8 protein-coding genes are annotated in these 12,888 nt (G+C 71.7%); all 8 read right to left on the minus strand.

Annotated features, from left to right (window positions below):
• Positions 1–164: 164 nt before the first annotated feature.
• The 8 genes from ACFVFH_RS26820 to ligA all read right to left on the minus strand — a co-directional run bounded on the left by ACFVFH_RS26820 (position 165) and on the right by ligA (position 12,881).
• Positions 165–1,640, minus strand: a complete 1,476-nt coding sequence (locus ACFVFH_RS26820) for a hypothetical protein (RefSeq protein ID WP_383773113.1) — start codon at positions 1,638–1,640, stop codon at positions 165–167.
• A gap of 79 nt (positions 1,641–1,719) precedes the next feature.
• Positions 1,720–3,840: a phosphocholine-specific phospholipase C gene (locus ACFVFH_RS26825; protein ID WP_383773115.1), complete on the minus strand. Its 2,121-nt coding sequence runs from the start codon at positions 3,838–3,840 to the stop codon at positions 1,720–1,722.
• 193 nt (positions 3,841–4,033) lie between these two features.
• Positions 4,034–5,542: an Asp-tRNA(Asn)/Glu-tRNA(Gln) amidotransferase subunit GatB gene (gene gatB, locus ACFVFH_RS26830; protein WP_383773117.1), complete on the minus strand. Its 1,509-nt coding sequence runs from the start codon at positions 5,540–5,542 to the stop codon at positions 4,034–4,036.
• A gap of 15 nt (positions 5,543–5,557) precedes the next feature.
• Positions 5,558–5,797: a hypothetical protein gene (locus tag ACFVFH_RS26835; protein ID WP_093549278.1), complete on the minus strand. Its 240-nt coding sequence runs from the start codon at positions 5,795–5,797 to the stop codon at positions 5,558–5,560.
• Entirely contained in the window at positions 5,794–7,296 is a 1,503-nt protein-coding gene (gene gatA / locus ACFVFH_RS26840; protein WP_383773120.1) for an Asp-tRNA(Asn)/Glu-tRNA(Gln) amidotransferase subunit GatA, read from the minus strand. The genes ACFVFH_RS26835 and gatA overlap by 4 nt, the downstream gene beginning before the upstream one ends.
• Before the next feature lie 6 nt (positions 7,297–7,302).
• Positions 7,303–7,599, minus strand: a complete 297-nt coding sequence (gene gatC / locus ACFVFH_RS26845) for an Asp-tRNA(Asn)/Glu-tRNA(Gln) amidotransferase subunit GatC (protein WP_015036350.1) — start codon at positions 7,597–7,599, stop codon at positions 7,303–7,305.
• A 567-nt stretch (positions 7,600–8,166) separates the two neighbouring features.
• On the minus strand, positions 8,167–10,329 hold the full coding sequence (locus ACFVFH_RS26850; protein ID WP_383773122.1) for a putative bifunctional diguanylate cyclase/phosphodiesterase: 2,163 nt from the start codon (positions 10,327–10,329) through the stop codon (positions 8,167–8,169).
• Positions 10,330–10,688: 359 nt separating this feature from the next.
• On the minus strand, positions 10,689–12,881 hold the full coding sequence (ligA, locus tag ACFVFH_RS26855; protein WP_383773124.1) for an NAD-dependent DNA ligase LigA: 2,193 nt from the start codon (positions 12,879–12,881) through the stop codon (positions 10,689–10,691).
• Between the last annotated feature and the right edge of the window lie 7 nt (positions 12,882–12,888).

Below are 12,888 nucleotides of genomic sequence, written 5' to 3' on the forward strand. Positions count from 1 at the left end.
TGGTCCCCGGGCAGCATGGAACATGGATCTGCCGCGAAGAACGCATGACCTGAGAACTGTCACTCTGGCAGCCGAATATGATCCTTTGTCTCTTTCGTGGCCTTACTCACAACAGGTGCGGAAGGGGGCGCCGCGGCCCCCTCCGCGACGGCGGTCCGGCCGTCTCACCCGGCTCGTTGTTCCTCCGCCTCCAGTTCGTCCTCGAACTGCTCCTCGATCTGCGCGATGCCCTTCCTCGCGACCTCCGCCAGATGGACGGGGCAGGTCAGCGGCTCGCTCCCGAAGCCCTGGCCGGAGTCCGCGCCGGGGGCGGGGCACGTCCCGGGGGCGTAGAGGCGCACGATGCGTACCAAGCGGTCGGACGCGCGTTCACGGCCGGGCGCATGGCCGTCCGCGTGGTCGCAGGCGCCGCCGGGCAGGGTGGTGGCAGCGGTACGGAGGATGCCGAGCATCTCGCGGGCGATTCCGTACGACAGCTCCAGGGAGTCGGCCGCCGTGCCCATCAGGAGCAGCAGGACGGTGCGCTCGGGGGCGGGCCCGTCCGGGCCGAGCCGCTGGTAGCGCCGGGCCGCCCAGAGCGCCGCCTCCTCGGAGGCCGTCCCGTCCTGGAACGGGGCGTGCCGCGCGCTCAGCGAGTCGATGTCGAGCCGGCCGTCGGGGCGCAGGTACACCCGGTCCAGATGTGCCGTCTCCCGGGTGCCGAAGAGCCGCTCGACCGCTTCGCGCAGATGGTCGCGGGCCTCGACGGCGAGGGCGCGCAGGAAGGCGGGGCACGTCCATGCCTCCAGCGGGGCCCCGTATCCGTCCGCGTGCTCCTGACGCAGGACGGCACGGCCGCCGGGGCTCTGCAGGTGGATGCCCTCGGCTGCCTGCTGGTCGCTGCCGGAGCCCAGTGCCGGGTGCTCGCCGTCCCCGTGCGCGCAGGCCCCGTCCGGCAGCAGCGGCAGTACGGACTCCAGGCCCCCGATCATGTCGTCGAGCAGCGACCGCTGTCTGATCCGGCCCGATCCCGCGTACCAGCAGTTCGCATGGGCGACGACGACATAGCCGGCGAGAGCGGCCCGGGTGGGATCGCCGGGCGGTACGGCGTGGATCTCCAGGTCCCAGAGCGGTTCACCGTTCGGATAGTCGTTGAGCACACTGCCCAGGCTGCGGATGTACCTCTGATGGTCTTCGGGGACGATCTCGGGGATGCCGTCCGTGCTGCCCGGCAGGATCACGTCGGCGGCCGTCCGCGCCCATCCGGCGGCATTGCGGGGGCAGGCATCGGCCCCGTCCCACTCGTCGAACGGAACCTCGATGTCGGGCGCGTCGGACAGTCCGTCCACGTCCGTGTCCCACTCCTCCAGGCTGTCGGTGTACGGATGGTCCGCGTGCCCGCACCCGCCGGCCCGAAGGCCCCGCTCGTCCAGCGCGTCGGCGGCGGCGCCCAGCGCGGCCACCACGGCCCGCTCGACGGCCGCGCCGCGCCGCCCGAGGACGTACGGCGCCATGTGCACCAGCCCGAAGACCAGCAGGACCGCCTGCCCGCCGTCCGGTTCGGCGGCGAGCAGGCGGGCGCACTCCAGGACGACGGGGTCCGCCTCCTCGGGGGCGGCGCCCGCCGTGACTCCGTCCCACTTCTCGATCAGTTCGTTCATGATCAGGGACACGTGGGCCGCGCCGCCGTGGTTCCGGCGGGCACCGGACTCCCCCGCGGAGGGCCTGTCGGGCGGGCCGTCAGCCCGAGACGCTCGCGCGGCCGTTCTCGATGTGCCCCATCAGCCGGCGGCGGAAGACGTCGTCCCCGTCGACGGTGACGGCCAGGTCGTACCAGCCGTGCGCGTCGGACGCCGAGTGCACCACCGTACGGCTGCGCCCCGGCTTGACCCTGACGGTCCGGGTCCAGTCGCGCAGGTCCGCCTCGTCCACGTAGCCGAGCGGGCGCACGGTGAAGGTGAGCGTGGTGCGGCCCGTGTTGCGCAGCGTGAGGTGGAGGTCGCGCTCATGGGCGTCGACCCGCGAGGCGACCTCGGCCGGGGCGCCGTTCTTCGCGGCCCCGGCGAACTCGCGGCGGAAGCCGTTCGGACCCGTCACGGTGAACCGGTACGCCGCCCCGGTGACCGGCACCGTCCACTGCGCCGTGCCCTTCACGTCCCGGTGCTGCGGCGCGGGGAACTCGCCCGCGTACGGGTACAGCGCGAAGTGCGCCGAGGAGCGGCCGGTGTTGCTCAGGGCCACCCGTACCGTGCCGTTCACCAGCCTCGCCTGCGCGTCCGGCTGGTACGGCAGCGCGCGGGCCGGGCGGGCGCCGGGCTCCTGCTCGGGCATCTGCTGCACGAGGGGCGGCTTCGGCGCCCAGCGGCCGCTGAACGGCGGGATGGCGCCCGGCTGTTCCACCTCGGGGCGGCGGCGGGTGCGCGTGAAGTCGAAGGCCGAGGTCAGGTCGCCGGTGACGGTGCGCCGCCAATGGCCGATGTTGGGTTCCTTCACCCCGGTCCAGCGCTCCAGGAAGCGGATCACGGAGGTGTGGTCGAAGACCTCGGAGCAGACGTAGCCGCCGATGGTCCACGGCGACACCACGAGCATCGGCACCCGCATGCCGAGTCCGGTGGGCTTGCCCTCCCACTGCTCCTCGGTCACCTCGGGCGAGGGGACCGGCGGCGGCACGTGGTCGAAGAAGCCGTCGTTCTCGTCGTAGTTGATGAAGACCGCGGTGTGCCGCCACACATCGGGGTGCTTGCCCAGCGCGTCCAGGACCTTGTAGACGATCGTCGCGCTGTGGATCGGCGAGGAGACGCTCGGGTGCTCGGAGTCGACGGCGGAGGGCACCAGGTAGGAGACCTCGGGCAGGGTGCCCGCCGCCACGTCCTTGGCGAACTCGTCGGCCAGCGTGCCCGTCTCCACCCGGCGCAGCGCCCTCTCGAAGAGGCGGCGCTCGGTCTTGTTCAGGGTGGCGACGCCCTGCTCCAGGAGGCCGAACAGCCGCTCCCGCTCCGCCGCGTCCGCGTCCCGCACCGCGGAGTAGAACGACTCCATGTACGTGTGGCCGTCGGTCCTGGCCAGCGCCTTGCGGGCGATCGCCTTGAAGGTGGCGAAGAACTCGATCTGGTTGTCGGTGAAGTTCTCCCACTCGGTGTACGTGCGCCAGCTGTGCCCGGCCCGGTCCAGCCGCTCCGCGTAGGTGCCCCAGTCGTAGCCGGGGTGGGTGCCCTCGTCGTACGCGTCGTTGCCGACGGCCCGCTTGCCGTTGGGCTCGTTGCCCGTCTTGCCGCTCCACAGGTGGTTGCGGTTGGGACTGGTCGAGGAGTGGATGGAGGAGTGGTAGGCGTCGCAGACGGTGAAGGTGTCGGCGAGTTCGTAGTGCAGCGGGATGTCGCGGCGGTCGTAGTACGCCATGGTGGCGGCCGTCTTCGCGGTCACCCAGCCGTTCATCCAGCCGCCGGCCCACGCCTTGCCGCCACCGCTCCAGGAGTGGTCGAGCGCGCCGATGTACTGGAGGTCCTTCTTCTGCGTCTCGGCGGCGTCGCGCACCGGGAACGGCAGCACGGAGGTGCCCGCCGCCGCGGGCTGCTCGAAGACCGGCTTGCCCGAGGGCAGCTCGACGGCGTTGCGGTCACCGAAGCCGCGTACGCCCCGGAGCGTCCCGAAGTAGTGGTCGAAGGAACGGTTCTCCTGCATGAGGATCACCACGTGCTTGATGGCTCCGAGCCCGTCGCGGCCTCCGGACCCCGCCGAGTGCGCCGGCTGCGCGGCGATCGCGGCCTGCAGCGACGGCGGCAGCAGCGACCCCGCTGCCGCGGCGCCGAGTGCGCCGCCGCCGAGCGCGAAGAGCCGTCGCCGTGAAATGTCCGTGGTCAAGTTGAGCCTCCCGAGTCCTGTCGTACAGCCGGGAAACTAATCAAGCCGGGTGGCGCGCGGAAGGATTCCGTACGGCTCCGTGGTGAACGTCCAACAGGTCGTACGGGAAGTCCAACACCGCCTGAGCTGCCGAAGGGGCGGTGCGCCCGGCTCGCGGGTGCACCGCCCCTCCTGGGACGTACGGCCTGGTGGCTCAGCCCTCGACGCCGAGCTTCTCCAGGATCAGCTCGCGCACCCGGGCCGCGTCCGCCTGGCCGCGGGTGGCCTTCATGACCGCGCCGACGAGCGCGCCCGCCGCCGCGACCTTGCCGCCGCGGATCTTGTCCGCGATGGCCGCGTTGCCCGCGATGGCCTCGTCGACGGCGGTGGACAGCGCGCCCTCGTCGGAGACGACCTTGAGGCCGCGCTTCTCGACGACGGTGTCCGGGTCGCCCTCGCCCGCGAGGACGCCCTCGATGACCTGGCGGGCCAGCTTGTCGTTGAGGTCGCCCGAGGCGACGAGCGCGGCCACCCGGGCGACCTGCGCCGGGGTGATCGGCAGCTCGTCGAGGCCGCGGCCGGTCTCGTTGGCGTTGCGGGCCAGCTCGCCCATCCACCACTTGCGGGCCTGGTCCGAGGGGGCGCCCGCGTCGGTCGTGGCGACGATCAGGTCGACCGCGCCGGCGTTGAGGATGGACTGCATGTCGTGTTCGGAGACACCCCACTCCTCCTTGAGCCGCGCCCGGCGCAGCCGGGGCAGCTCGGGGAGGCCCTTGCGCAGCTCCTCGACCCACTCGCGGGCCGGGGCGACCGGTACCAGGTCGGGCTCGGGGAAGTAGCGGTAGTCCTCGGCGTTGTCCTTGATGCGGCCGGCCGTGGTCGAGCCGTCCTCCTCGTGGAAGTGCCGGGTCTCCTGCACGATCGTGCCGCCGGAGGACAGCACCGCGGCGTGGCGCTGGATCTCGAAGCGGGCGGCGCGCTCGACGGAACGCAGCGAGTTCACGTTCTTCGTCTCGGAGCGCGTACCGAAGGTCTCGGTGCCGTTGGGACGCAGCGACAGGTTGACGTCGCAGCGCATCTGGCCCATCTCCATGCGGGCCTCCGAGACGCCGAGCGCCTTGATGAGCTCGCGGAGCTCGGCGACGTACGCCTTGGCGACCTCGGGGGCGCGTGCGCCGGCGCCCTCGATCGGCTTGGTGACGATCTCGATGAGCGGGATGCCCGCGCGGTTGTAGTCGAGCAGGGAGTGGGACGCGCCGTGGATACGGCCGGTGGCACCGCCGACGTGGGTCGACTTGCCGGTGTCCTCCTCCATGTGGGCGCGCTCGATCTGCACCCGGAAGATCTCCCCGTCCTCCAGCTGGACGTCCAGATAGCCGTCGTAGGCGATCGGCTCGTCGTACTGGGAGGTCTGGAAGTTCTTCGGCATGTCCGGATAGAAGTAGTTCTTCCGGGCGAAGCGGCACCACTCGGCGATCTCGCAGTTCAGCGCGAGGCCGATCTTGATGGCGGACTCGACGCCGATCTCGTTGACGACCGGCAGGGCGCCGGGCAGGCCGAGACAGACCGGGCAGGTCTGGGAGTTGGCGTCCTGCTTGAGCTCGGTGGAGCAGCCGCAGAACATCTTGGTCTTGGTGCCGAGCTCGACATGGACCTCCAGGCCCATGACGGGGTCGTAGGACGCGAGCGCGTCCTCGTACGACACCAGGTCGGTGACAGTCACGGTGAAACTTCCCTCTCAGCCCAGCAGTACGTCGTCGTCGCCGAGGCGCTTGAGCTCGCGCAGCAGCAGGGCGACACCGGTGGCGATGGCGGCGGCGGAGACAACGGCGTCGATCAGTCGCAGCGTGTCGTGCTCGTAGCGGGCCTTCCTGGCCTGCTTGAGCACACCGACCGCCCCGAAGGCGGTGGTGCCGATGGACAGGTACGTACCGGTCTTGGACTTCTTGAAGCCCTTGGCCTTGGTCAGTGCACTCACAACGACGGAGCCTCCTCCAGCAGCGGGTGACCCCACTTTTCCACGAAGGCGGCCTCGACGGCGGCTCCGACCTTGTAGAGACGGTCGTCCTTCATGGCGGGGGCGATGATCTGCAACCCGACCGGCAGACCGTCCTCGGGCGCCAGGCCGCAGGGCAGCGACATGGCGGAGTTGCCCGCGAGGTTGGTCGGGATGGTGCACAGGTCCGCGAGGTACATCGCCATCGGGTCGTCGGCGCGCTCGCCGATCGGGAAGGCGGTGGTGGGCGTGGTCGGGGAGACGATGACGTCCACCTGCTCGAAGGCCTTCGCGAAGTCCCGCGTGATGAGGGTGCGGACCTTCTGCGCCGAGCCGTAGTACGCGTCGTAGTAGCCGGAGCTGAGGGCGTACGTACCGAGGATGACGCGGCGCTTGACCTCGTCGCCGAAACCGGCCTCGCGGGTGAGCGCGGTGACGTCCTCGGCGGAGCGCGTGCCGTCGTCGCCGACGCGCAGGCCGTAGCGCATGGCGTCGAAGCGGGCCAGGTTGGAGGAGCACTCGGACGGCGCGATCAGGTAGTACGCCGACAGGGCCAGGTCGAAGGAGGGGCAGTCCAGCTCGACGATCGTGGCGCCGAGCGACTTCAGCAGCTCGACCGACTCGTTGAAGCGCTGGACGACGCCCGCCTGGTAGCCCTCACCGGCGAACTGCTTGACGACGCCGACGCGCATGCCCTCGACGCTGCCGTTGCGGGCGGCCTCGACGACCGGCGGGACCGGGGCGTCGATGGACGTCGAGTCCATCGGGTCGTGCCCGGCGATCACCTCGTGCAGCAGGGCCGCGTCCAGGACGGTACGGGCGCAGGGGCCGCCCTGGTCCAGGGAGCTGGAGAAGGCCACCATGCCGTAGCGGGAGACGCCGCCGTAGGTCGGCTTGACGCCGACGGTGCCGGTCACGGAGGCGGGCTGGCGGATGGAGCCGCCGGTGTCCGTGCCGATGGCGAGCGGGGCCTCGTACGCGGCGAGCGCGGCGGACGAACCGCCGCCGGAGCCGCCCGGGATGCGGGTGAGGTCCCAGGGGTTGCCGGTCGGGCCGTAGGCGCTGTTCTCGGTGGAGGACCCCATGGCGAACTCGTCCATGTTGGTCTTGCCGAGGATGACGACGTCGGCGGCCTTCAGCTTCTTGGTGAGGGTCGCGTCGTAGGGCGGGATCCAGCCTTCGAGGATCTTGGAGCCGACGGTGGTCGGCATGTCCTTGGTGGTGAAGATGTCCTTCAGCGCGAGCGGGACGCCGGCCAGCGGGCCGAGCTTCTCACCGGCCGCCTTCTTGGCGTCGACGGCGCGGGCCTGCGCGAGGGCGCCCTCGCGGTCGATGTGCAGGAAGGCGTGGACCTTCTCGTCGACCGCGTCGATCCTGGCCAGGTGGGCCTCGGTGACCTGGACGGCCGTGAACTCACCGGAGACGATCCCCGCGGCAATCTCTGCGGCGGTGAGCTTGATGATGGTGCTGTTGTCCGTCATGGCTGTTTAGTCCTCCCCCAGGATCTGCGGCACCTTGAAACGCTGCTGCTCCTGGGCCGGGGCGCCGGAGAGCGCCTGCTCGGGGGTGAGCGACGGACGGACCTCGTCCGCGCGCATGACGTTGGTCAGCGGCAGCGGGTGGGAGGTCGGCGGTACGTCTTGGTCGGCGACCTCGGAGACGCGGGCGACCGCGCCGATGATGTCGTCGAGCTGACCGGCGAAGTGATCGAGCTCTTCGCCCTTCAGCTCCAGACGCGCCAGCCGGGCGAGGTGGGCGACCTCCTCGCGCGTGATGCCAGGCATGCAGCGATCCTCAGGGGTTGGTGTGTGGTTTTGGCCCAATCCTATGGTGTCGCCCGCCACCGCTCCCGCCACCCGGGCGAACGCCCTGGTCGGACGAGGATTTCCGGACCCCGGCACGCCCCCGGCCGGGCATCACGGGCCGGGCGGCCCCGGACCGGCCACCCTGGACCTCGCTCCGGGGGCCACCCCCGGCGGGCGCGAGGCGGGCGCGGACCGGCGGGCGCGACCGGCGGGCGCGAGGCGGGCGCGACCGGCGGGCGCGAGGCGGGCGCGGACCGGCCACCCTGGACCTCGCCCCCGAGGCCACCCCCGGCGGGTGCGAGGCGGACGCGGACCGGCGGGCGCGAGGCGGGCGCGACCGGCGCCCCCTGGGGCCGCACTCGCATCCCGGGCGGCTCCGGCGGCGGTCGTCCGCCACGCTCGCCGCGTACGAGGCCCCGCGACCGGCCCAGCGCCGGTGAAAGCCCCTCGGGCCGGAGGCCCCGCGCTCGCCGCGTACGAGGCACCGCGGTCGGCCCAGCGCCACCGAAGGCCCCTCGGGCCGGAGGCCCCGCGGTGTCGCGGGGCTCAGGTCGTCGCCGGGCGTGAATTGATCGCCCGGCCAGGGGGGCGCTGGTCCAGCTCCGGCTGGATGCCCGCCGCTGCCGCTGCGGCGGCCGCCGCGGCAGCCAGCTCGGCGGGGCGCCGCCAGCCGTGCTCGCCGCGCGCCCGCAGCCAGGCCGTGGTCTCCTGCGGCGGCATCGCGGCGGCGACCAGCCACCCCTGCACCGCGTCGCAGCGCAGATCCCGCAACCGCTCCCAGGTCTCGTCGTCCTCGACCCCCTCCGCGACCACCAGCAGGCCGAGCGAGTGGGCCAGGTCGATCGTGCAGCGGACGATCTCCGCGTCCTCGTTGTCCACGGCCAGCCGGGCCACGAACGAGCGGTCGATCTTCAGCTCGCTGACCGGGAGGCGGCGCAGATGGACGAGCGAGGAGTATCCCGTACCGAAGTCGTCGAGGGACATCTTCACGCCGTGTCCCGTCAGCCCGGCGAGCGTGTCGGCGGCGCGCTGCGGGTCCTCCAGGAGCACGTGTTCCGTTATCTCCAGCTGGAGCGCCCCGGCCGGAACGCCGTGCCGGGCGAGCCGGGCCGCGACGCCGCCCGCGAAGCCGGGGGTGTGGACGTCGCGCGGCGAGACATTGACGGCGACCGGGACGAACAGGCCCTGTGCCCGCCACCGGGCCACCTGGGCCAGCGCCGTCTCCAGGACGTACTCCGTGAGGTGCGGCATGAGGCCCGACGACTCGGCGATGGCGATGAACTCGTCCGGAGGGACCCTGCCGCGTTCCGGATGGACCCAGCGCACCAGGGCTTCGAGACCGGCGACCTGGCCGTCGAACCGGACCTTCGGCTGATAGTGGAGCTCGACCTCGCCGGCGTCCAGGGCCCGGCGCAGATCGCCCAGGAGACCGAGCCGGTCGGGGGTGTTGCTGTCCCGCTTCGACTCGTAGACCTCCACCCCCGTACGGTCCCGCTTGGCCTGGTACATCGCCACGTCCGCGCGCCTGAGCAGCCCCTCGGCGTCCAGCGCGTGGTCCGGGTAGACGGCTACCCCGGCGCTGGCCTCCAGCACCAGGGTCAGACCGTCGAGGTCCAGCGGGGAGGACAGCTCGGCGACGAGATGGCGGGCGACCCGCTGGGCGCTGGTCGTGGAGTCGGCGGTCGGCAGCAGCACGGCGAACTCGTCGCCGCCGAGCCGCGCCGCCTCCGCGCCCCGGGGCAGCGCGAGGCGCAGGCGCTCCGCTATCTGCAACAGCAGCCGGTCCCCCGCCAGATGACCGAGGGTGTCGTTGACCGCACGGAAACGGTCGAGGTCGATCAGGACCAGAGCGGATCTCGCCCCGGCGGACTCGGCGTCCTCCAGGGCCGTCCAGGTGCGCTCCAGCAGCCACTGCCGGTTGGGCAGCCCGGTCAGCGGGTCGCGCAGCTGCTCCTCGGCACGGGCACGGGCGATCCAGAGCGCGGAGTCGAGGGCGATCAGCGGGACGGCGAAGAGCGGCAGGAGCAGGGGGGTGGCCATCGCGACGACGCAGATCAGCGGTGCGATGGCGACCAGGGCGACCGCGACGAGGCCCTGGCGCAGCAGGGCGGTGCGGGCGATGGTCGGCAGTCCGCCGCCGCCCTGGGGTGCCTGCGCGTACCACAGCAGAACCCGGGTGACCAGGAGATAGGTGGAGGCGGCGAGCAGGACGCCGGGGGCGGCGTCGATGCCCCAGTCGAGTGGCCGCCAGGGCGATTCGACGGTCTGCACCTCGCCGAACGCGGCGAGCACCAGGGCCGCCGCGCCGATCCCCAGGATGTCCACCGCGCCGTGCAGCAGCCCCTGCCACCAGCGGTGTCTGCGGGCGACCCCGACCAGGACGACGACGACCAGGCTGACCAGCGCGGCGGGCACCCAGCCGTAGAGCAGCAGCACCGCCAGTGTGAGCGAGGCCCCGGAGCCGGTGCCGCCCCACCAGCGGTCGCGGCCGAGCGCGACGAGATGGCCGACGATGATTCCGGTCAGGACGGCGAGGGACCAGCCCGCTCTGCCGTCCGGGAAGAGGGCGTGCCCCTCGCTCACCGTCCGATAGAAACCGGTCGCGATCTGGACGACGGCGATCGCGATGACAACGGCGCCCACTTTTGGCGTGAGGCCGACGAAACCTTGCAGCCGCGACACCGGTGCGGCGCTCTCGGTCGGTTTCATTCCGTCCCTCTCACAGCCGGCGGTGCCGATGTCACCCGATGGTTCCGTTCCATGCCGCCACGACCCGGTTTCCCACCCCGCGGCCGGGCACGGCAGGTGCACGTATCAACAGTAGGCCGCGGAGGGGGCCTACGGGCAGCGCTCTGACGCTCTTGCCCGAATGCGGACCGACCATCCGTCAGCATCTGCTATGCGCCGATCGGGTGAAACGGCCGCGGGGCGGAGAGGTTGCCCCCCGTCTGTCCCCCCGCGTCCGGTTCCGCCTCTCCGCTCCGTCGCTGCTGCGCCGACCGCCCGGTTCCGTCGCTCCCTGGCGGGATCTGTTCGGTTGTGTCCCGGTCCCTGGTGGGGATCTGCCCCTATTCCGCCGGTTCTTCGGCCGGCACCGCCGCCTCGCGCGCCGCGTCCGGGCCCTGTTCGAGCAGGACGGCGAAGCCGTCCTCGTCCAGTACCGGAACCTTCAGCTGCATGGCCTTCTCGTACTTGGAACCGGGGTTGTCGCCCACGACCACGAAGGAGGTCTTCTTCGAAACGGAACCTGTCACCTTCGCTCCACGGCTCTGGAGCGCCTCTTTCGCGCCATCCCTGGTGTGGTCGGCCAGTGTGCCGGTGACGACGACGGTCAGTCCTTCGAGCGGGCGCGGCCCCTCGTCCTCGCCGGTGCCCACGTCCTCCATCCGCACCCCGGCCTCGCGCCATTTGCGCAGGATCTCCCGGTGCCAGTCCTCGGCGAGCCACTGCTTCACCGAGGCGGCGATGATGTCCCCGACCCCTTCGGCCTCGACCAGCTCCTGTTCGGTCGCCTCGTCGATCCGGTCCATGGAGCGGAACTGGCGGGCCAGTTCCGCGGCGGCGACCGGGCCCACATGACGGATGGACAGCCCGGTGAGGATGCGGGCCAGCGGCGCCTCCTTGGCGGCGGCGATGGCGTCGAGCATGGCGAGGGCGTTCTTCTTCGGCTCGCCCTGCTGGTTGGCGAAGACCCAGGCGGTCTTCTCCTCGCCGGTCTTCGGGTCCCGCTTGGGCAGTCCGCTGTCCTGGTCGAGGACGTAGGCCCGGATCGGCAGCAGTTCCTCGACGGTCAGCCCGAACAGGTCGCCCTCGTCGTGCAGGGGCGGATCGGTGGGCTCCAGCGGCTTGGTGAGGGCCGCGGCGGCGACATAGCCGAAGTGGTCGATGTCGAGGCACTTGCGGCCCGCGAGATAGGCGATGCGCTCCCGCAGCTGGGCGGGGCAGGACCGGGCGTTGGGGCAGCGGACGTCGACGTCCGCCTCCTTGGTGGGTTTCAGTTCCGTGCCGCACTCCGGGCAGTGCGTCGGCATCACGAACGCCCGCTCGGTGCCGTCACGGAGGTCGACGACCGGGCCGAGGACCTCCGGGATCACGTCGCCCGCCTTGCGGAGCACCACCGTGTCCCCGATGAGGACGCCCTTCGCCTTCACCACGTTCTGGTTGTGCAGGGTGGCGAACTCCACCTCGGAGCCCGCCACTTTGACCGGCTCGACCTGGGCGTACGGCGTGACCCGGCCGGTCCGGCCGACGCCGACCCGGATGTTGACCAGCTTGGTGTTGACCTCCTCCGGGGCGTACTTCCAGGCGATGGCCCAGCGCGGGGCGCGCGAGGTGGAGCCGAGCCGGCCCTGGAGCGGGATCTCGTCGAGCTTGACGACCACTCCGTCGATCTCGTGCTCCACGGAGTGCCGGTTCTCGCCGAAGTACCTGATGAACTCCCGGACCCCGTCGAGGGAGTCCACCACCTTGTTGTACTTGGCGGTGGGCAGACCCCATTCGTGCAGCAGCTCGTAGGCGTGCGAGAGGCAGTCGATGTCGAAGCCCTCGCGGGCGCCGATGCCGTGCACCACCATGTGCAGCGGGCGGGTGGCGGTGACCTTCGGGTCCTTCTGGCGCAGCGAGCCCGCCGCCGCGTTGCGCGGATTGGCGAACGGCTTGTCGTCGGCCTCGACGAGCCGGGCGTTCAGCTCCTCGAAGGCCTCCATCGGGAAGAAGACCTCGCCGCGGATCTCGACCAGCGCGGGGATGCGGTCGCCCTTCAGCCGGTGCGGGATCTCCGCGATCGTACGGACGTTGGGGGTGATGTCCTCGCCGGTGCGGCCGTCGCCGCGGGTGGCGGCCCGGGTCAGCCGCCCGTGCTCATAGGTGAGGTTGACCGCCAGGCCGTCCACCTTCGGCTCGCACAGGAAGTGGTAGTCGGTGGTGCCGACCTCCCTGGCGATCCGCTCGCCCCAGGCGGCCAGCTCCAGGTCGTCGAAGGCGTTGTCCAGCGAGAGCATCCGCTCGCGGTGCTCGACGGAGGTGAATTCCGTGCGGTACGGGCCCGCGACCTTCTGCGTCGGCGAATCGGGCGTGCGCAGCTCCGGGCAGGTCTCCTCCAGGGCCTCCAGCTCACGCATCAGCCGGTCGAACTCGGCGTCGCTGACGACCGGCTGGTCCTTCACGTAGTACCGGAAGCGGTGCTCCTCGATCTGCTCGGCGAGGAGCGCGTGCCGCTCCTGGACCTGTGCGGGCGCCGTCGTCTGCTGTTCGCCGGCCATCGTCTCG

The sequence above is a fragment of the Streptomyces sp. NPDC057697 genome, assembly GCF_042799335.1.
Classification (GTDB): domain Bacteria; phylum Actinomycetota; class Actinomycetes; order Streptomycetales; family Streptomycetaceae; genus Streptomyces.

Bases quoted from the DNA above. Each gene is read 5' to 3' on its own strand.
- ACFVFH_RS26820 (WP_383773113.1), bottom strand. From the start codon at position 1,640: ATGAACGAACTGATCGAGAAGTGGGACGGAGTCACGGCGGGCGCCGCC.
- gatA (WP_383773120.1), bottom strand. From the start codon at position 7,296: ATGACGGACAACAGCACCATCATCAAGCTCACCGCCGCAGAGATTGCC.
- gatC (WP_015036350.1), bottom strand. From the start codon at position 7,599: ATGCCTGGCATCACGCGCGAGGAGGTCGCCCACCTCGCCCGGCTGGCG.
- ACFVFH_RS26850 (WP_383773122.1), bottom strand. From the start codon at position 10,329: ATGAAACCGACCGAGAGCGCCGCACCGGTGTCGCGGCTGCAAGGTTTC.
- ligA (WP_383773124.1), bottom strand. From the start codon at position 12,881: ATGGCCGGCGAACAGCAGACGACGGCGCCCGCACAGGTCCAGGAGCGG.